This window comes from Bradyrhizobium sp. RT6a, assembly GCF_040547675.1.
Lineage (GTDB): Bacteria > Pseudomonadota > Alphaproteobacteria > Rhizobiales > Xanthobacteraceae > Bradyrhizobium.
Genome location: NZ_JBEPQC010000019.1, coordinates 1 through 18,927 on the forward strand (window position 1 = coordinate 1; position 18,927 = coordinate 18,927).

An 18,927-nucleotide genomic window follows, 5' to 3' on the forward strand; every position below is an offset into this window, starting at 1 on the left:
CGTCAATAGCCATCCGAACAGCGAGATCGACCAGCTGCTTCCGTGGGCCTATCGACGTCAAGACCTCAAAGCTGTGGCCTGAAAACGACGCTTACATCCAAACTACGGGGCTCTGACTTCTACCCCGGCAGGTTTGTCTCCTCCTGAACATGCCAGCCTTCACTGGACACACAACCGGACATGCCCTGAACGTCGTGGTGTTGACATCCGTATTCTTCTAAATTCGTTTGCGGAGTCCGCCGCGGGTACCACGCCAGAACCAGCTACCGAATTCTGAGCGCGAGGCTGCGCAAGGACCCCGCCGCCGTCAGACTCACGGCGAGCTTCAGACCGAGCAGCGAGTGGTTCCGCTACTGAAAGGGGGCGCTATGGGGACGACGGCGGTGATGCCAGTCGCGCCTTACTTTTTTCGCTAAGATCCTGGGTATTTTTAAAGCCGCCCCACCATCTGCCCCACCATTGCGCAAGGCTTTTGGTGGAACCAATTGAGCCGAACTTTGGGAACCGGCTTCGTATCTACGATCAGCGCCGTCTCCGCCCCCCTTATCGTAGGCCTCAAAAAGCCCCCTCACGAGATCGAGCCAATGGAAGTTCTTGATCGCGGGATCGACTGATTTGGCGGGGATGCGACTGTGTGGCTGATTACGACATCCAAGCCTCTCTCCAGCTGCTGTTCGTTGGCCACGGACCCAAAAGGGATAGCAAACGCGATAAAGCGGTTATCCGCTTGACGGGAATCCCGGCTGAATGTCGGCGATGAACCGCGCGTGCAGATCAACCACGCACGCCGACTTATGCCCCGACAAAGCGACGCAATTGTTGAGGATCGATGCGATTTGCTCACGTCATAGCCAGCTTCATTCGTTGACGCTCTACGCTTCGCCAAAAGCGGTCAAGATGCAAGTGCAGCCAGAAGAACTTTCCGTTCCAGACATGGACCGTGTCGTAAGCCGCATCAGAATGCAGGAGGCCCCAACCAGCACAGAGATCTTGGCCTCGGGTATCCGCAGGTATTGCCCATCCATGAACGCGACCCCGTGCCGATAACGCCGTTGATCATCGTGACGTTCATCGATCACCAAATGCAGCGCGGTTGGAAGCTATTTCACGATCGGGTCCTGTTCCATCCTTCCGTCACTTTTCAGGTTCATGTGCCGATGTCCGATGTTCATGTCGGCGGTGCGCACAAGATATTCGATCGGGTCAAAACGTCTGTGGCCGTGCCACAGGAGAGAGCAAAGAATTGGCCGCCGTGGCCGGCTCGGCCGGGATGTCCATAGTCGGGGCGCGCACATGGCAGGCTACGGCGCGCCCGTCAGCCATCGGCACCAATGGCGGCATTTCGATCCGGCAGCGCTCAACCGCAAGCGGGCAGCGCGGGTGAAACGCGCACCCTTTCGGCGGGTTGATGGGGCTTGGCACCTCGCCCTCAACTGGCGCCTTCAGCCGAACCCGTGTCGGGTCCGGCACCGGGGCGGCCGCGATGAGTGCCTCGGTATAGGGATGGACCGGCTTTGCAAACAACGCCTCGCATGGGGCGAGTTCCACGATGCGTCCCAAGTACATGACCGCGACGCGATGACCGATATGCTCCACGACGCCAAGGTCATGTGAGATGAAGACGAAGGCAATGCCCATCTCCTGTTGCAGATCCATGAGAAGGTTCAGGATCTGTCCCTGCACCGAGACGTCAAGGGCTGAGACTGCCTCGTCGGCGATGATGAGCGAGGGCTGTAGCGAAAGCGCCCGCGCGATGCCGAGCCGTTGCCGCTGCCCGCCCGACAATTCGGACGGGAACCTGTGCATCATTTCGGGCCGCATGCCGACCTTTTGCAGCAGGTCCGCCGCCAGTGCCTGGCGCTGCTTGCGGCTGAGGCGCTCAAAATTCTCGACCGGCTCGGTGATGATCTGTCCGGCGGTGAGACGCGGGTTCAGAGACGAGTAAGGATCCTGAAACACCATCTGCATCCGCCGGCGCCAATCTCGAAGCGCGCGCTTCTTCAGACCAGCAATATCAGTTCCCTCGACCAGCACGCGCCCGCCCGTCGGCTCGACGATCCGCATCAGGAGCCGCGCGACGGTGGACTTGCCGCAGCCGGATTCGCCGACAATGCAGAGCGTTTCCCCGGCGTCGACAGAGAAGGAGACATCCTCCACCGCCCGCACCACCGGCACGGTCTTCTTCAGGAACCCCGTCCCCAGCGGATAATGCTTGGTCAGCTTCTCGACTTTCAGCAGGGTACCGCTCATGCGCCTATGACCTCTTCGGAGCGCCAGCAGGCCGCGGCGTGGCCCGGCCCGACATCGCGTAGGGTCGGCGTCTGCTCGCGGCAAATGCCGATTGCAAACGGGCAGCGCGGCGCAAAGCTGCAGCCAACCATGGGCGCGCGCAGCGTCGGGACAATGCCGGGAATGTCCGGAAAACGCTGCCTCCGGCCGCGCCGCCGATCGGGCACTGAGCGCATCAAGCCCTGGGTATAGGGATGGGCGGGGCGCGCAAACAATTCTCTTACGCTCGCCTGCTCCACGATCCGGCCGGCATACATGACGATCACGCGCTGGCAGGTCTCGGCGACGACGCCGAGATCGTGCGTGATGAACAGCACCGCCGTCCCCATACGCTCCTTCAGATCGACGATCAGCCGCAGGATTTGCGCCTGGATGGTCACGTCGAGCGCAGTGGTCGGCTCGTCGGCAATCAACAGTTCCGGCGAGCAGGCCAGCGCCATGGCGATCATCGCGCGCTGGCGCATGCCCCCTGACATCTCGTGGGGGTAATTCTTGACGCGGCGATCGGGGTCCGCGATGCGGACGAGGCTGAGCATCTCCTGCGCTTTTGCCATCGCTTCCGACCGCGAGGCCTTTGTATGAATTCGCACTGCTTCGGCGATCTGGCTGCCGACAGTATGAACGGGATTGAGACTCGTCATCGGCTCCTGGAAGATCATGGCGATCCGATTGCCGCGGACCTTTCGCATCTCGTGTTCGGAGCATTTCAGCAGGTCGCGTCCGTAAAAGCGGATCTTGCCGCCGACGGTCTTGGCGGTCAGCTTCGGCAGCAGGCGAAGAATGGAGAGCGCGGTGACGCTCTTGCCGCAGCCGGATTCGCCGACCACGCCGAGCGTCTCGCCCCGCTTGACCTGGAAGCTGATGCCGCCCAAGGCGCGGGTGACGCTGTCTTCGCCGTAAAAGTGCGTCTCCAACTCGCGCACATCGAGAAGCACGTCGTCGCCTGCGGCTCTTTGCATGTGCAGCATGTCAGCGCCTCCGCTTTGCGCGGGGATCGAACAGGTCGCGCAAGCCATCCCCGAGCAAATTGACGGCAAGGACGGTGATGACAAGGCAGATACCGGGGACGAAGACCGTCAATGGGGCGACACCGAGATACAGGCTCGAACTCGAGATCATGTTGCCCCAGCTCGGGATATCGGGTGGCACACCCGCGCCGAGGAAGCTCAGCCCGGCCTCCGTCAGAATCGCACTGGCGCAGACGTTCGCGCTCTGGACCATGAGCGGCGGAATGGTGCTCGGCAGGATGTGCCGCCACAGCACCTTGGGCAGACGCGCGCCGCCGCAGAGCGCGGCCTCCACATAAGGACGGGTGCGAACGCTCAGAACCACCGACCGAACCAGCCGCGTAACACTTGGGATCGATGGGATTGTGATGGCGACGATGAGGATCCCGATGCCAGCGCCTGTCAGGGAAATCAGTGCGATGGCCAGCAGGATCGTCGGGATCGCCATCAAGCCGTCCATGATCCGCATGGCGACATTATCGAAGCTGCGGTTGTACCCGGCAACGACACCGATCAGAAGCCCACCCAAAGCCGCGCTCGCCGCCGAGATCAATCCCACCATGAGGGAGATCCGGGCGCCGAACACCGCTCGCGCAAATACGTCACGGCCCAGATTGTCGCTCCCGAACCACATCTCGGCTGAGGGAGGCCGAAGGCGGTTGAAAGGATCCATGCTCAGGGGATCAGCGGCATAAAACGGTGCAGCGAGCGCAAGGATGATCAACACCGCCAAGAGGCCGCCGCCGGCAAAGACCAGCGAATGCCGCCTTGCTAGACGAGGAAGGTTAGCTATTTGCAGCCAGCCCATCGGCTCGACTTCAACGGGTGCGGAGAGAGGTGTCATGTTTAATACCGGATCCGGGGATCGATCAGGGTGTAAGCCAGATCGACCGCGAGATTGATCAGGACGTACAGGCCCGAAGCGAGGATGAGCACGCCTTGAATGATCGGATAGTCGCGATTGTTGATCGCATCGACGACCAATCGACCGACACCAGGGATGTTGAACACCGTTTCCGTGATGACGACGCCAGAAATCAGATAGGCGAAACTTATGCCGATCACGGTAAGGATCGGGACACCCGCATTCTTCAGGGCGTGGTGGAAGAGCATGGAATATGAAGAGGCGCCCTTGGCAGCGGCCGTTCGCATATAGTCTTCCGACAGAACTCCGAGCATGCTCGCGCGCGTGATCCGGGCGAAGTAAGCGATGTAGGGGAAACTCAAGGCCGCGGTCGGCAGGATCAGGTGCACAAGCCAGGGCCCGAGGCCGTGCTCGACAGGCTGGTATCCTTGGACCGGTAGCCAACGCACGCTGATTGCGAACCAGTAGATCAGAAAATAGCCGACGACAAATACCGGGACAGAAAAGCCAAGCGCCGCAAAGGCTGCGAGAGTGCGGTCGAAGACGCCGCCGACACGCCATGCGGCCAGCATGCCGAAAGCGACCCCAACCGTCACCGAAACGATCATCGTCAGGATCGAAAGGGAAATGGTTGGCTGCAACCGCTGCGAGATGAGGAGGAGAACCGGTCGGCCCGTAAAAATTGAGCCCCCGAAATCGCCGCTGAGAATGCCCAGCGCCCAATGTAGGAACTGGGCTGGTAGAGGATCATTAAGTCCGAGTTGTTCGCGGATGCCCGCGATCATCTGTGGGGTTGCCGCGTCGCCGGCGATGATGGCCGCCGGGTCGCCAGGCGACAGTCTGAGAAGCAAAAAGATGAAAATCCCGACCATCGCCATGACAGCAATGGTCGAGAGCATCCTGAGAACAATGTAGGCGGCCATGCTCCTCAGGCCTTTTGCATATTCCACATCGGCAGGGCACCGGGCATTCCGATGAGGCCGGTCAGCGTCTTGCGGCGCGCGGTTGCGTAGACACCTTGCCCCAGCAGAACGGTTGGGACGTAGTCCCACCAAACTGCCTGCATCTTGCGGGCCAGCACCTGGCGTTCGGCGACCGTTGGGGTATCCGCCCATTGGGCCCGAAGGGCCTCATATTTGTCGCTCTTGGGCCAGCCAAAGAAGCCCTTGTCGCCCTCCGCGCCCAGCCAGGGTGCGCCAATCGGATCGCTGAGGGTCAAATCGGGCACACCCGTGATAAATATGCTCCAGCCGCCTTCCTCCACGGGCCCCTTGTTCGTCCGACGCGTGACAACTCCGCCCCAGTCGCTCGGCGCAAGTTCGGCATTAATCCCAATCTTCCGCAGCGCGGCCGCGAGGAACTGCGCGGCATTGCTGAATCCCATCAGGTTAGTCGGTTGAAGAATGACGACCTTCTCGCCAACATAGCCGCCCTCTTTGAACAACTGCTTGGCCTTTTCCGGATCGCCGCCCTTCTTGTACCATCCCGTGTTTTCGTCGTTGGAATAGAGCGTATCGTTTCCAAACATCGAACTAACGGGGTGGCTGTATTTTGGGTCGGGGGTGATGACGCGAGCGATTGCCTCCTGATCAACAAGGTAAAGCATCGCCTGGCGCGCCTTCATGTTATCAAACGGCTTCTGAAGACAGTTCAGGCGCAGAAGATTAACCCAACCCATCTTGTCCAGAACTTGGAGCGCAAGGTTAGGATCGCTCTCGACGGCCGGATAAAGATCGGCGGGCGGGCCTTCGAGGAAATCAACCTCTCCCGCTTGCAAGGCCGCAAAGGCAGTCTGCGGATTCGAGATGTTCTCCCAGATGACCCGATCGACATTGACAACTTTCCCGCCAGCGAATCCGTCTGACGGATCGTCGCGCGGCACGTATTTCTCATTCCGATCGTAGGCAAAGCTCGCACCGGGTTTGGCCAGAGCTTCATTGAATTTAAACGGCCCCGACCCGATATTCGCGGTCACCTGTTCGGTCGCGGGGCGACTTGCGTCATTCTCGCGCATAATAAACAGGAACGGATTCGCTAAATTGGCCAGCACATCAATCAAGAGCCCCAGCGGCTCCTTGAGTTCGATCGTGAAGGTTTTTTCGTCCTTTTTCGAAATATCCTTGGCCCGCGCCATGATAAGTTTGCCGCCCGGAGCGACTTGCCCCCAACGACGGATGGAGGCTACACAATCCGCTGCAGTAACAGGCGTGCCGTCGTGCCAACCCAAACCATTCCGAAGTTCGAACGTATAGGTCTTCTTGTCGTCGGAAGCGCTCCACTTCCCCACCATCTGCGGCTGGGGCGTGAATTTGGAGTTCAGCGCGAAAAGCGTGTCGTAGATCGCATAGCCATGATCACCGGTGATCGTAGTCGTCGAAAGGATCGGATCGAAGACTCGGAGGTCACCCGACTTTATAATTCGGACGGTCCTCGCAGCCGCAGGACCAGTTTGCGCTCGTAGGAGCGAGGGCATTGATACGGCAGCGCCGGCGGCGAAGCCTGTCGTAATGAGGTCGCGTCGAGAGATGATCATATACAACTCCCCTTAATCGCAGCTAATCGCCTGATCCCTAGTATCTGCTGAGCGAGTCCTGATAGTACGGAAGCCCGTAATGCTCTTTTCGCTGGATGATGAAGGTGTTTTCGTCTTTAGACATCTTTCACGTATCTCATCATGCGCAGGCCGCCGCTGCCGCCTGCCTTGGAGGGACGAGGCGCCCGAGCGCACTTTCGAGAACCCGTGCTGCGGACAGGACGGCCATGTCCTTGTAGCGTGCACCGACCAACTGGAGACCGACCGGAAGGCCGCTGCTATCCAGTCCACAGGGCAAAGAAGCTGCCGGTTGCTGCGTGAGGTTGAAAGGGAAGGTGAATGGACACCAATTTTGAACATCATCTGGCTTATTGAGCCCGACCGGGAAAGGTGCAACAGGCATGGTCGGAGTGATCAGCAGGTCGAACTTCTCATGAAACGCCGCCATCTTGGCGGCAAGTTCAACTCGAGCTTCTTGAGCATCAAGATATTCGAAAAGAGTGAGCGACAGACCTTGTTTAGCCACGTCCAGAGTGCTTGGTTCTAATAGGCTATGCTGCTCTTTCTTTAGTCGGCTAAGGAGCCGAGCGGCACCTGCACGCCAAAACACGTTGAACGTGTCCGCGGGATCGTCAAAACCTGGATTTATCTCGATTACTTCTGCGCCGAGAGATTTGATTTTCTGGGCAGCGGCATCAGTAACCTTCAGAATATCTCCCGACACATTCGCATACCCGAAGTCTCGGCTATACGCCACTCTTAGCCCCTTTAGTGTCGAAACGAGAGGAATGTCGTCGAATGGATAATCCAGACCGGCGTATCCATCCCTCGCATCCTTTTGGGCGATAACCCTCATCATGAGAGCCGCGTCAGCCACCGTACGAGTCATCGGCCCGATATGCGATAGTGTAGTAAATACACTTGGCGGCCACTGGGGGACATACCCGAAAGTCGGCTTGAGGCCGAAGACGCCTGTGAAGCTCGCGGGTGTTCTTATTGATCCTCCGCCGTCGCTTCCTAAGTGCAGAAAACCGAGATTTAGTGCTGCGGCAACCGCCGCTCCTCCGGACGACCCGCCCGGTGTGAGGCTTGGATTCCAGGGGCTGCGAGTGACTCCGTAAAGCGAACTGTGTGTGGCTCCCTGCATGCCGTATTCCGGAGTAGTCGTCTTTCCCAGAATGACAGCCCCCGCCTCCCGCAGACGCGCAGCGGCCGGAGCATCGACGTCCCACGGTCCGTCCCCCCCGGTTGATCTCGAGCCCCAACGTGTAGGCATTCCGCGATTAAGCGTGACGTCCTTTAAAGTTACCGGAACTCCATCAAGCAAACCGATCGGCTCGCCTCGCATCCACCGGGCCTCTGAGAGTCGTGCTTGGGCTCTCGCTTGTTCAAAGCCAATGAAGCAGAATGGATTGAGGTCTGGATTTGCTTCTTCGATACGCTGCAAGCAGTTATCGATCACATCAACAGGCGACAAGTCCCGATCCTTATAAAGGGCAAGACAATCCTGCGCGGTGAGATCTGCAATCGGCATTGTCGGTTTCGCAGACATTTGTTCTCTCATTGTATTGGCGAGCACAGTCGTCTGACGCTTCAGAGCGCTTCAGAGCGCTTCAGAGCGCTTCCGACTAGTATATTTTGAATATATTTCATGTCCGCGCTTGTTTCGTGCAAAACTCTGGCAGCACTCGGATAAATCCGGCGTGGTGAGCAGACGAAACGAGGAATACGTACTGAGACTTTCGGCGCGAGAGTCGCCTACGAATGGCCTCCACGTCCGGGACAACGCACCTCATTGCACTTTGTCTTCTCATTCAAACCTCCAGCAGCCAAGCCCGCCGGTCACCGTCGCCAAGGTGCTCAACGCCACCTGACAGCGCTGCCGCGTGCGGTCGTTGAAAGGTGGGGGCGTCACGCCGGTTACAAAGAAAACGATGGCGCTCCGGGAACAGACGGGATGACCTTTGAGGCCATCGAAGCGCAAGGCGTAGAGGCTCTACTTGAGCAGCTACGGAACGAACTGACCACGCACACCTATCAGCCAATTCCGGCACGGAAACAGGAAATACCGAAGGATAGGAACAAAGTTCAAACCTTTCCGATTCCAGCGAGCTACACGCGGGATCAAGGCAGCTCAGCTTCAGAAAAGCGTTTGTACCAGCCGAGCAGGATCGCTCCGCCGTCGCCCGTAAGCGGCCCCCCTGGAAAGCACATCAAGGCAGGATCGACGTCGCGCGGTTGGTTTTTAACGACGAGAATGCATCAAACCGAATATTGCACTGCTGCCCGCCCTGGGGGGCCTGTGGGCAGCGCCTCCGAGCATCTGCACCTTTCGGCCATTGGAAGACCATGACCTTCATCGCGGCGCTGATCAGCGCACCTTGCGGAGTTGATGGTCCCATCAATGGTGAGCTCTTCATGCTGTACTTCAAGAAGGCGTTGGCACCCACGCTCGCGCCGGGCGAGATCGTCATCCTCGCCAACCCATCCGCGCCAGAGGCGCCCACCGCATCTTCTGCCGCCCTATTCTCGGGGCGCGGCCGCGCCCGCTCCTTGCGTTGGCGCTGGTCAAACCCTCCTTGCGCGTTGACGCAAATGATCACGGGCTTGTTGAGGTTGCGTATTTTCTGAAGGTCGCCGAATCCGCCGACGCCATTGTCACTGGCCGCAACGTTCAGAACCGGGCCGGCACAAAAGAACTGTCGCCGCCGGTTTTGGCGACGGCAACGCGCAGGTCGGCGTCGCGAAATGCCTCGATAATTCCCCCATCAGCTGAGACGTAGCCGCGTCGTTCGCGTTGGTCTTGGGCCGATCGAGCCGGACCTCGAGGATTGCGTCTTCGCGGCGTGTGGCGAAGATTTCAGTCATTCCAGGTGCTTTCTGAAAACGCGATTGGCCCCAGGCGAGCTCGGCGCTGCGCGGTCGTGGTACGGGCGGTGGTCGTTGATGAAGCCATGTCTTGCGTCGTAAACGAGAATGGTCGAAATGTATTCGCCTCAACGGCAGCGATACGCCAAGTTCTCGCGTTCGGCACGTCTCGTCGCACAGCAGTCGTGGGTGACTGACAGTCCGATGCACATCCGAGAACATCAGTGGACACAGCGATGAGACGTCTCGCGCATCGACAGCACCCACCTTGCGTTTCTCGACAGCGCTGCAAGGCATGAGTTGCTTGGGCCCTGTATGCGGACAAACGCGATTTGCACGGAAAGCTCTCGCGGGCGATTCATGGGGAATTCTTCGCATCTTGCTCGCCAAGTATCGGGAAGGTTATGGCCCCGATCTCCCACCATTCCAGAGAGGTGCGGCCGGCTTCCTTGCTTGCAATCTGAACAGGACACTGGAGCGATTGCCGGCGCCGGCAACTCCGGTCAACGCTTGCCCCAGTCCGTTCTACATTTCCATGACGTGGTCGTCTGCTACGACGATCACAACAACAGATGCTGGATCGTTTCTACCGGATCGCCGGGACACGATGCAGCGCGCCGGAGCAACCGCGTACGCCCTCGAGCCGCTGAGTTTGCAGCACTGCTTGCCAGCCGGAAGTCGCCGCGGAATGAGTGCCGGGCATAGCGGGCGGATGGCATTCGAATTTCAGTCAGTGATGGCTATTGCGCCGGCACAGCGCGTTATCGATTTGATTCTGCTGGGGACGTCTTTCCAGGCCAATATTGCGAGCGCTTCAGTGCCCGGCTCTCAAGTTCATTCAATCTTCCTGCCTTTTGCTAACGAGTGCGGCCATTGAACCCGGCATCTGCAACTCTCCCTCTACGGGAAGCACGAGGGGTCAGCAGCATTCGTTCGGGTGCCACTACGGACTTGTTTCTGCAGAACCCTTACTACCCGGTCATCGGCTGATGAAAGCCGCTACTCGTCTCCGCTGTTACGCCGGAGCTTGCCCGCAACATGCGGCCCACGTGACGTCCAAGGCAAGGGGCAACGGAAGCTTGTTGAACAGACCCGGCCGTAATGGGTCCGGTCGTGCAGGATGCCTCCGTTGCAGATCAGGATATCGACTTGGACGAAGGCGGCGAGCGCCCTCCCGGCCAGGGTTGATACGTCGTCGCCGTTCGCTACGGCCCGCCCGCCGCTCGGATCTCTACCGCTATCTTTTCAGCCGCAGCACGGGAGCCGGATCCGTCGATGGCGCCACACCGAGGTCATTGGCTACTGCAGGCGAACAGCCCGGAGTAGGCCTCGCCAAGCCCGCCGCCAGCCCCGGTAATGATTGCCACCATGCCTTCTAGCAATCCCATCCTATCGCGACAGAAGATCGTCCACTCGCCCCGGGCGACGATCGAGTTGCGCTACGCGAACAGATCCTTTGTGGTGAGCAAGTTGCCGCCTCGGGTAGAGCCTGCACAGCGCTCCTGCGTTCTCGCTGTTAGCGCCCTTTAAAACGGGGCTTGCGCTTCTCGCGGAAGGCGGCGACACCCTCCCTGTAATCCTCAGTCAGGCAAGTCAATGTCAACTGATCGATATCCATATGGCTTGCGAGATCGTCAAGCGCACCGGCGAGACGGTTGACCGTCTGCTTCGTCATTGCGACCGGGATCGCTGGCTGCGCGGCGACCTTCTCGCCGAGTTTCATCGCCGCTTTAAAGCTCCCTCCTGGCTCTGTCACCTGCTCCACCAACCTCCATTCGTAGGCTTCCGCGGCGGATATGCGCTGATCAGCGAGAATAACCGCTTGCTTCGTGCGTGCTGGACCGATTAGCTGCAGCATACGTGGAATTGTCTGCCAACTCATGTTGATGCCCAGCCCCACCTCAGGGACGCGGATGTGGGCGTCACGCGCAATGATCCGAAAGTCGAGGGCGACGGCAAGCGCGATGCCAGCTCCGATGCAGAACCCTTCGATCGCGGCGATAGTCACCTGGTCCATCTCGTACCACGCCCGAGCTAGCCGCGGCCCGATCCGGAACTGTCGGCGCAGCGCGGCCACGTCCGTCGATGCAGGGGAGCGACGTCCACCACCTTTCAGGTCGGCGCCGGCGCTGAAGGACTTACCACCGGCGAGGATTACGACTGAGGTTTTGGTGTCGTCGTCAAAGCTTTCAGCAGCTCGCGTCAGCTCACGCGTTGCGTCGTCATTAAGCGCATTGATGGCATCGCCGCGGTCGAACCGCACTACCGCAATGCGTCCATCGGGGCCGAGTCCTTTTTTGATCTCCACGTAACTCGCCAAGTTTCTGACTCCTTTTGGCAGCTAGCATCGTTCTTCGCGTAAGAAGCCCCTATGGCCTGGCAGCTGCCCGACACAAGAAATTGCGTCAGTTAGGATTGTCCGACAGCCGGTATTATCCGAGCGATGCGATCGTCACGCAACTGAGTGCGACGCACCTTGCCCGCCTCATCCCGCAGCGGCTCATCGACAAATTCGATGCTGCGCGGAAGCTTGTAGGTCACCAGCCGCTCCGCCAGATGCGACAGCAGCGCGTTCGCAGTGAGGCCCCGGCGCGTCTGGACGATGGCGTGGACAGACGAACCCATATCCTCGTGCGGCAGGCCAATCACAGCGCTCGAGATAACCGATGGGTGTTCGTCGATCGCCGCTTCCACCTCGGCTGGATACACGTTGGACCCACCGACCAGGATCATGTCAGTGCGGCGGTCACCGAGGTAGAGATAACCCTCGGCATCGAAATGACCGATGTCGCCAAGGCTCTCCCAGCCGCCCGGTAGGGCGCGCGGTGTTGCACCCCTGTAGGCGTACGTAGGCAAGGAGCCTTTCGCACGGCGCATGTAAATCTCGCCCACCTCGCCAGCCGGCAGTGCGTCGCCGTTCGCGTCGAAGGCCTTCATTTCGCCCCCCTGCACGCGCCCTACTGAACCGCGGCGCTCAAGCCATTCGCTTCCCGTGATTGCTGTCCAAGCTATGTTCTCACTGCCACCATACATTTCCATGATCATGTCAGGCCCTAGCCACTCGATGAAGGCCTCCTTGAGCCAAGATGGACAGGGCGCAGCCAAGTGCCAAAGCGTCTTCAGCGACGAGAGATTATAGCGGGCCCGCACAGTTTCCGGCAGCCGGCAGATCCGGCTCATCATCGTGGGCACCTGGTACATCCAGGTCACCCGGCGTCGCTCAATCTCGGCCAGGACCGCCTCCGCATCGAAACGCGGCAGCAGCACCAGATGTCCGCCGTATGTCAGCACATCGAGCGCAAACCAGAACGGGCCGCTGTGATAGAGCGGCGCGGGGATCAGCGCCGTATCGCACGGCCCCAATCGCCAGACGTTATCATCTGATTCAGCTCGCGTCTCACCGGCCCGGCCCGAGAGGATAAGCTTGGGTCTGCCGGTCGATCCGCCGGAGGTCAAGGCAGCCAAAACCGGCGCCACGCGCGGCTCGACCGGCCGGTCATCGTCGGATAGCGCAAGCAGGTCGTCAACCGTGACGCACCACCGGTCGATATCCATACCGGACAAAGCGATCACGACCCGCGGGTTGGCTAGATCAAGGATAGCTTGCAACTCCGAGGTTGGCAGTCGGAAGGACACCGGTTGCGGCGTCGCGCCTAGTTTCCAGACGCCCCAGCAGGCCTCGATGAAGTCGACGCCGTTGGGCAGGCCGATGCTGACCAGGTCGCCGAGCTTGACGCCCAGCCCCTGCAGCGCGCGGGCGATTCGATTGGCTCGTGCTTCCAACTGACCGCAGGTAATGGTGATCTCGCCGCAACTAACCGCGGGGGCGTCGGGCGTTGCCTGAGCGCGGCGATACAGCTTCTCGCCTAGGGGGATCATGTCTTCAGCCATTTTCTGTACAGACCTCGCCTTGTTCAACCAAGGCCACTTGCATGAGCATGCCCCCGCAACAATGCCGGAAGCTGAGGAAGAGTTACCGCGACCTTGCTGAGGAATATTCCCAATTTCTGCTGGGCCTGCGCATAGATAAATCGAGTTTCCCCGCTTTTGCGCAGAACGTCATCGCATTTGCATTCCGCGCAACCGTCAGAGCCGCCCTTCGTCCATCGTGCGTTGATTCTTCAGCTCAGGTCCGCAGCGGATCAGCACTCCCCGGCGCTTGGGCCGACCTGGTAGCCGGCTTCGACGACTAACAATTGTTCACTTGCCTACGGGGGCCGGGCGATTTGTTGTCCCTGACGGGAATGTGGGAACCAAATTCCACCCGGTGGGGTGATGGGCCTTTCTCAAGGGGGCTGATGCATGTTCCGCATCCTGCGCCGGCAGCGACGATCAGTGCTCTACTCCGAAAGCGTTTGCGAGGCGGCGAGAAGAATGGAAGTCCTCCTCGCCGGCTCTTGTTCTTACTTTGCGAGCCAAGCGGTAAAGCGCGCGCCCAGCTCATCGCCCTTTGCAATCCAGAAGGCAGTGTTGGTCTCACGCGCCATATGATCGGGCGGATTCGGGAGGTAGGGAAGCATCGCCGGATTAATATGCGCCATCGCATCCTCGTTGCCCGGACCGTAGGCGACGTAATGTGTGAGGTCAGCCTGAGGTTTGGGCGAGCCGGCGAAGGCGAGGAACTTGTAGGCGGCGTCCAGACGCGGAGTGCCTTTGGGAATCGCCCAGTAGTCCCAGCCCCCTTGCGCGGCGTCCCACACGATCTCGAAATGCGTGCCGGACTTCTTATTTGCATCGGGGATGCGGCCGTTGAAGGCAGCGGCCATGGCGACCTGACCGTCGGCCAGGAGCTGCGGCGGTTGGCTTCCGGCCGTCCACCAGATAACGTCCTTCTTGATGGTGTCGAGCATCTTAAAGGCACGGTCGACGCCCTCCTGGGTGCCGAGGACGTTGTAAATGTCGTTGACTGGAACGCCGACCGCAATCAGCGCCCATTCGAGATTAGGATAAGGATTCTTCCACCAGTCCACGCTTCCCTGCGATTTTTTTCGTGTCGAACAGGTCGGCAACGGTGTTCGGCCCATTCGGCAGCTTCTCCTTGTCATAGGCGAGGACCACGCCACTCATTTGATACGGAATCCCGCAGTCCATTCTTCCAGCATCACCGAACTTGGTCCTATCCAGTCCCAGCTTATTCCAGTCGATCTTCTCGAGGATCCCCTCGTCACACATTATCCAGGCGGACGACCCAGGGGCGGAGAACACACTCCCAGATCACGCTCTTGGACTCGACCATGGCGCGGACCTTGCCAATCTCGCCGCTGTACTCGTCCTCCTTGATCTTGATTCCGGCGACGTTCGTGAATGGGTCGAAAAGGACTTTGCGATACGCCGCCTGGGTCGACCCACCCGAGGCGGTGACCGTCAGCTGATCGCCCGCAAAGGCGACTTTCGTTTCAAGCGTACCCGCCGCTAAGCCGATCGCGGCCAAGGAAACCATCAATTTCTTCGCTCATCGTCTGCCCTCCTTTATGGCCACCCCCGGGATCGAGGCAGCGCTACCGAAGATCCAGCCGCGCCTGCTCAGGCGAAGCCTTCTCCACACAGCGCATCGAACCCCCGACAATGCTCTGTCTTCAGCCAACGGCGATTACTGCAAGGGGTCTGCTTCCAGCTAAGTCGAACGGTGCTGCCGAGAGCGTCCGCTCTTGTTCTTCGCCACACCCTCTAGAAAGCCGCGGTTTCTTCAGAAGATCAAAGTTCACTCCGAAAGTCTCCGAACCGGGATCTAGATAGCGCCCCAGAGCGCGAGGATTCTTCGACACGAGACGAGAGAGTCAGATGGTGCGGATGCCGCGGAGGCGTTCGGAGCGCCGCCGCAGCAGCTCAACAGCGGTTAGCACGGCAATGGAGAACAGCATCAGCACAGTGGCGGCAGCAATAATCGTCGGGCTGATCTCCTCGCGAATGCCGGAAAACATGACCCTCGGCAAGGTGCGCTGCTCAGGACTGGCGACGAAAAGAGCGACCACAACCTCATCGAAGGAGGTGAGAAAGGCGAAGAGCGCTCCAGAGATCATGCCGGGAAGTATGAGGGGGAGTGTGACTTTGAAGAACGCTGTGATCGGCCGCGCACCGAGCCCTGCGGCTGCGCGCGTCAGGGAGTGGTCGAACCCCGCCAGCGTTGCCGTCACAGTGATGATGACGAAAGGAGTAGCCAGCGTGGTGTGCGCCAAAATTAGAGCGGCAAAAGTGTTGAGCAGCCCGACATCGGCGTAGAAGAAATACACACCGACCGCTGTGATGACGACCGGAACGACGGTCGGCGAGATCAGCACGCTCATGACCGCCGTGCGCCAAGGGAAGTTCGGCCGGCTAAGTCCGAGCGCGGCTAGGGTGCCTAGGGCGGTCGACAGAAGCGTCACGGAAATGGCGATGAAGATTGAGTTGTGAAGTGCGCCTTGCCACCGCATGGTCGTGAAGAATTCCTCGTACCATCGCAGGGACAGCCCAGCCATCGGATAGGTGAAGAAGGGTACGGAATTGAATGAAAGCGGGACGATGACGAGGATCGGCGCAATTAGAAACAACAAGATTGCTCCGCAGAGAAGCCGGTGCAGGTAGTACCAGCCCTTTTCTAACGGAGAGGCATAGGCGGAGGCTGCCATCGTTCTCACCCCATCTTGATCCGGTCGACGCCGAACAGCTTGTTGAAAGAATAGTAGAGTAGCAGCGTCACAGTAAGCAGGATGGCGCCAAGCGCCGACGCCATGCCCCAGTTAAGCTCCTCATTTGTATAGTGCGCCACGAATGAGCTAACCATTTGATCGGCCGGCCCTCCGACGAGCGCGGGTGTCAGGTAGTAACCAAGGCACAGAATGAAGGTCATCAGACAGCCGGCGGCGATCCCCGGCAGGCTTAGCGGGAAATAGATCTTCCAAAAGGCGTAAAATGGTCCAGCGCCGAGCGAGCGAGCGGCGCGGACATAACTGGGCGAGATCGTTCGCATAACGCTGTAGATGGGTAGGAGCGTTAATGGGAGTTGGATATGGGTCATTGCCACGATAGTCCCTACCCTATTGAAGATGAGTTCGGCCGGCTGCGATATGACATGCAGCGCCATCAACGTGTCGTTGACGACGCCGTGCTGCTGCAGCAGCACAACCCAGGCGGTGGTCCGTATCAGCACTGATGTCCAGAACGGCAGCACGACCAAGATCATCAGAAGATTGCCGGACTTGCGCGGCAATGTCGCCAGTAGATAGGCCACAGGAAAACCGAGCAGGAGGGTTATGGCGGTTACGCCGATGCTGATGCCAAGCGTGCGCAAGAAAATGTCGCGAAAGATCCTGTTCTCTGGCGGTGAGGCGACAATCTGGCTGTCCGGGCCATATTCGTAGTCGAGAGAACGCAGCAGGTAATAGCCCGTATAGGCCGAAGTTCCACGCTTTAGGAGGCTCCAGACGTCGTGCCGACCCCAGAGCGGACTGACTTTAATCAGCGCCTCTTTGTAGGAGCCGGGGGGAAGCGAGTTCGCTTTGCGAGCGCTCGACATCACCTCGCTGAGAGATCCAGGCAACTCATAGTTCATGCGCTTGCCGATAGGGCCCGCCGTCTTCTGGGTCCAAGACTCCTTAAGGTCACCCGCCAGTGCGGCATACACTCTCTCATCAGGCAGGTCCTTGCCATCCCACCCTGCTAGGGCCAACATCGTGCGCGGCATCAAAGTTAATAGTGTATCGTCGTGGATGGCATTGAACAGCATCCGGCCAATCGGCAGCACGAACCCGACTAGTATGAACACCAGCAGCGGAAGGACGAGGATAAGGTCCTTGAACTTCTGCCGGCGCTCGACCCGCCGAAGCTTGATACGCAGAGGTTCGGGGCTGCTGGCGACTTGGATGGCCGTCGTCGACATAAACTAATGCTCCTGGTTCGATACCGCGGGGAGAACAAGCGCCTCCCCACGGCATGCCTTTGGCCTTCCTTGCCCGGCCTTCACTTCGTGAGCCAGGCGGTAAAGCGCTGGGCCAGTTCATCGCCCTTGTCAGCCCAGAAAGCGTGGTCTTTGTGCAACGCAATGGCATCATGCTCTGGTGTATTTGGAAGATCCGGCAACACCCCCGGATCGACGAGCGCCAGTCCATCTCTGTTGCCAGGCCCATAGGAGAAATAGCGGGTGAAGTCGGCTTGCGCCTGGCCTGAAGCGGCGAAGGCCATGAACTTGTAGGCCTCGTCCAGATGAGGACTTCCTTTGGGAATCACCCAGTAGTCCAAATTTCCCTGGGCAGCGTCCCACATGATCGCGAAATGCTTGCCTGAGTCCTTGTTTGCAGCGGTGATACGACCATTCCAGGCCATGGTCATGACGACTTGGCCGTCAGCAAGAAGCTGCGGGGCCTGCGCGCCGGCCGTCCACCAGATGACGTCCTTCTTGATCGTGTCGAGCTTGTTGAAGGCGCGGTCGACGCCCTCCGGAGTCTTGAGAACCTTATAGATCTCCTCTTTTGGAACCCCATCCGCGATCAGTGCCCATTCAAGATTCGGATACGGATTCTTCCACAATCCGCGCTTGCCGGGGAATTTCTTCGTGTCGAACAAGTCGGCGATTGTATTCGGACCGTTCGGCAGCTTGTCTTTGTCATAGGCGACGACCGTAGCGCTGCCACCCTGCGGCACGCCGCAGTCAAATTTGCCGGGCTCACCGAATTTGGCCCTGTCGAGTCCCAGCTTCTTCCAGTCGATCGTCTCAAGGAGGCCCTGATCGCACAACGGCAAGATGGGCGGGGGGCCCGCGCTAACGAGGTCCCAACTCACGCTCTTGGACTCGACCATGGCTCGAATTTTGGCAACCTCGCCGCTATACTCTCCTTCCGTTAACTTCATTCTGGTCTTGTTTGTAAAGGGTTCGAAAAAGACCTTGCGCTGAGCGGCCTGCACGGCCCCACCCCAGGAGACGATCGTGAGCTGATCACCAGCGAAGGCGGATGCCGTTGGTCCAAGGCACACGGCCACCAAAACGGCCACAGCCAAGGCACTAGCGATCGTAACAGATTTCCTCTTCATTTGCTTCTCCTGTTGTGCCGCCCCCCGCGAGCACGGGCAGCGCTCTCAAACACGCGTCACGCCACGTCGGCGCCGGCTCGACTCGTCTACCGTGCATCGAGTGCCCGACAATCCTCAGTTTTCCAGCCGATGGTGATCGGCGCGCCGGGCTCGACCTGCACAGTGCCTTCCGAATTCGGCAGCTTGACCACAAAGTCGTCGTGGCCGCAGACCGAAACCCGGGTGCGCACGTGATCGCCGAGATAGATCACTTCCGCTACCTGTGCGCTGAAGACATTGGGCAGCGAGCCTGGCGCCGGGTTCAACTTGACCCGCTCCGGCCGCAACGACAGCACCGTCGACTGACCGACCGCGTCGAC

At 59.5% G+C, this 18,927-nt stretch carries 17 protein-coding genes and 3 pseudogenes; 2 read left to right on the forward strand and 18 right to left on the reverse strand.

The annotated features are described in order from the left end of the window. Positions 1–514: 514 nt before the first annotated feature. The 7 genes and pseudogenes from ABIC03_RS39390 to ABIC03_RS38820 form a co-directional block, all read right to left on the reverse strand. A pseudogene (locus ABIC03_RS39390) lies at positions 515–1,025 on the reverse strand (aminotransferase class IV); the annotation flags it as partial. Positions 1,026–1,203: 178 nt separating this feature from the next. Beyond that, positions 1,204–2,250: an ABC transporter ATP-binding protein gene (locus ABIC03_RS38795; protein WP_354066129.1), complete on the reverse strand. Its 1,047-nt coding sequence runs from the start codon at positions 2,248–2,250 to the stop codon at positions 1,204–1,206. Beyond that, complete coding sequence (locus tag ABIC03_RS38800) at positions 2,247–3,248, reverse strand: ABC transporter ATP-binding protein (RefSeq protein ID WP_354066157.1); 1,002 nt, start codon at positions 3,246–3,248, stop codon at positions 2,247–2,249. Before ABIC03_RS38800 ends, ABIC03_RS38795 begins: the two co-directional genes overlap by 4 nt. A gap of 10 nt (positions 3,249–3,258) precedes the next feature. Further along, positions 3,259–4,140: an ABC transporter permease gene (locus tag ABIC03_RS38805; RefSeq protein ID WP_354066131.1), complete on the reverse strand. Its 882-nt coding sequence runs from the start codon at positions 4,138–4,140 to the stop codon at positions 3,259–3,261. Positions 4,141–4,142: 2 nt separating this feature from the next. Then, positions 4,143–5,084, reverse strand: coding sequence for an ABC transporter permease (locus ABIC03_RS38810; RefSeq protein ID WP_354066133.1), 942 nt, complete (start codon positions 5,082–5,084; stop codon positions 4,143–4,145). A 5-nt stretch (positions 5,085–5,089) separates the two neighbouring features. Next, on the reverse strand, positions 5,090–6,694 hold the full coding sequence (locus ABIC03_RS38815) for an ABC transporter substrate-binding protein (protein WP_354066135.1): 1,605 nt from the start codon (positions 6,692–6,694) through the stop codon (positions 5,090–5,092). A 139-nt stretch (positions 6,695–6,833) separates the two neighbouring features. Next, on the reverse strand, positions 6,834–8,246 hold the full coding sequence (locus ABIC03_RS38820; RefSeq protein ID WP_354066137.1) for an amidase: 1,413 nt from the start codon (positions 8,244–8,246) through the stop codon (positions 6,834–6,836). 797 nt (positions 8,247–9,043) lie between these two features. On the opposite strand from ABIC03_RS38820, the gene ABIC03_RS38825 reads away from it, so the two are divergent. Continuing rightward, positions 9,044–9,325 (forward strand): hypothetical protein, encoded by a 282-nt coding sequence (locus ABIC03_RS38825; protein WP_354066139.1) that lies wholly within the window; start codon positions 9,044–9,046, stop codon positions 9,323–9,325. On the opposite strand, the pseudogene ABIC03_RS39395 reads toward ABIC03_RS38825, so the two are convergent. Beyond that, positions 9,262–9,562: pseudogene (locus tag ABIC03_RS39395) on the reverse strand (enoyl-CoA hydratase-related protein); the annotation flags it as partial. The gene ABIC03_RS38825 and the pseudogene ABIC03_RS39395 sit on opposite strands and share 64 nt — an antisense overlap. 379 nt (positions 9,563–9,941) lie before the next feature. Here ABIC03_RS39395 and ABIC03_RS38830 point away from each other — a divergent pair. Next, positions 9,942–10,439 (forward strand): hypothetical protein, encoded by a 498-nt coding sequence (locus tag ABIC03_RS38830; protein WP_354066141.1) that lies wholly within the window; start codon positions 9,942–9,944, stop codon positions 10,437–10,439. Between the two features lie 227 nt (positions 10,440–10,666). Here ABIC03_RS38830 and ABIC03_RS39400 read toward each other — a convergent pair. The 10 genes and pseudogenes from ABIC03_RS39400 to ABIC03_RS38870 all read right to left on the reverse strand — a co-directional run. Next, positions 10,667–10,950, reverse strand: a pseudogene (locus ABIC03_RS39400) (Rossmann-fold NAD(P)-binding domain-containing protein); the annotation flags it as partial. Between the two features lie 128 nt (positions 10,951–11,078). Continuing rightward, entirely contained in the window at positions 11,079–11,882 is an 804-nt protein-coding gene (locus ABIC03_RS38835) for an enoyl-CoA hydratase/isomerase family protein (protein ID WP_354066143.1), read from the reverse strand. A gap of 89 nt (positions 11,883–11,971) precedes the next feature. Continuing rightward, positions 11,972–13,453, reverse strand: coding sequence for an AMP-binding protein (locus tag ABIC03_RS38840; protein WP_354066145.1), 1,482 nt, complete (start codon positions 13,451–13,453; stop codon positions 11,972–11,974). A gap of 512 nt (positions 13,454–13,965) precedes the next feature. Further along, positions 13,966–14,586 (reverse strand): extracellular solute-binding protein, encoded by a 621-nt coding sequence (locus ABIC03_RS38845; RefSeq protein WP_502917367.1) that lies wholly within the window; start codon positions 14,584–14,586, stop codon positions 13,966–13,968. Continuing rightward, on the reverse strand, positions 14,504–14,734 hold the full coding sequence (locus ABIC03_RS39405; RefSeq protein ID WP_502917368.1) for an extracellular solute-binding protein: 231 nt from the start codon (positions 14,732–14,734) through the stop codon (positions 14,504–14,506). Before ABIC03_RS39405 ends, ABIC03_RS38845 begins: the two co-directional genes overlap by 83 nt. Further along, on the reverse strand, positions 14,727–15,002 hold the full coding sequence (locus ABIC03_RS38850) for a type 2 periplasmic-binding domain-containing protein (protein ID WP_354066147.1): 276 nt from the start codon (positions 15,000–15,002) through the stop codon (positions 14,727–14,729). Before ABIC03_RS38850 ends, ABIC03_RS39405 begins: the two co-directional genes overlap by 8 nt. Before the next feature lie 337 nt (positions 15,003–15,339). Further along, entirely contained in the window at positions 15,340–16,170 is an 831-nt protein-coding gene (locus tag ABIC03_RS38855; RefSeq protein ID WP_354066149.1) for an ABC transporter permease, read from the reverse strand. Positions 16,171–16,175: 5 nt separating this feature from the next. Continuing rightward, the gene (locus ABIC03_RS38860) at positions 16,176–17,420 is read right to left on the reverse strand and encodes an ABC transporter permease (RefSeq protein WP_354066151.1); all 1,245 of its coding nucleotides are present in this window, start codon (positions 17,418–17,420) and stop codon (positions 16,176–16,178) included. 80 nt (positions 17,421–17,500) lie between these two features. Next, positions 17,501–18,568, reverse strand: a complete 1,068-nt coding sequence (locus ABIC03_RS38865) for an ABC transporter substrate-binding protein (protein ID WP_354066153.1) — start codon at positions 18,566–18,568, stop codon at positions 17,501–17,503. A gap of 86 nt (positions 18,569–18,654) precedes the next feature. Continuing rightward, positions 18,655–18,927, reverse strand: a 273-nt coding sequence (locus tag ABIC03_RS38870; protein WP_354066155.1) for a TOBE domain-containing protein, incomplete at its 5' end; no start/stop codon positions are given.

Coding starts and splice junctions, on each gene's coding strand:
- ABIC03_RS38795 (WP_354066129.1), bottom strand. CDS start 2,250: ATGAGCGGTACCCTGCTGAAAGTCGAGAAGCTGACCAAGCATTATCCG.
- ABIC03_RS38800 (WP_354066157.1), bottom strand. CDS start 3,248: ATGCAAAGAGCCGCAGGCGACGACGTGCTTCTCGATGTGCGCGAGTTG.
- ABIC03_RS38805 (WP_354066131.1), bottom strand. CDS start 4,140: ATGACACCTCTCTCCGCACCCGTTGAAGTCGAGCCGATGGGCTGGCTG.
- ABIC03_RS38810 (WP_354066133.1), bottom strand. CDS start 5,084: ATGGCCGCCTACATTGTTCTCAGGATGCTCTCGACCATTGCTGTCATG.
- ABIC03_RS38815 (WP_354066135.1), bottom strand. CDS start 6,694: ATGATCATCTCTCGACGCGACCTCATTACGACAGGCTTCGCCGCCGGC.
- ABIC03_RS38820 (WP_354066137.1), bottom strand. CDS start 8,246: ATGTCTGCGAAACCGACAATGCCGATTGCAGATCTCACCGCGCAGGAT.
- ABIC03_RS38825 (WP_354066139.1), top strand. CDS start 9,044: ATGACCTTCATCGCGGCGCTGATCAGCGCACCTTGCGGAGTTGATGGT.
- ABIC03_RS38840 (WP_354066145.1), bottom strand. CDS start 13,453: ATGGCTGAAGACATGATCCCCCTAGGCGAGAAGCTGTATCGCCGCGCT.
- ABIC03_RS38845 (WP_502917367.1), bottom strand. CDS start 14,586: ATGGGCCGAACACCGTTGCCGACCTGTTCGACACGAAAAAAATCGCAG.
- ABIC03_RS39405 (WP_502917368.1), bottom strand. CDS start 14,734: ATGTGTGACGAGGGGATCCTCGAGAAGATCGACTGGAATAAGCTGGGA.
- ABIC03_RS38850 (WP_354066147.1), bottom strand. CDS start 15,002: ATGGTTTCCTTGGCCGCGATCGGCTTAGCGGCGGGTACGCTTGAAACG.
- ABIC03_RS38855 (WP_354066149.1), bottom strand. CDS start 16,170: ATGGCAGCCTCCGCCTATGCCTCTCCGTTAGAAAAGGGCTGGTACTAC.
- ABIC03_RS38860 (WP_354066151.1), bottom strand. CDS start 17,420: ATGTCGACGACGGCCATCCAAGTCGCCAGCAGCCCCGAACCTCTGCGT.
- ABIC03_RS38865 (WP_354066153.1), bottom strand. CDS start 18,568: ATGAAGAGGAAATCTGTTACGATCGCTAGTGCCTTGGCTGTGGCCGTT.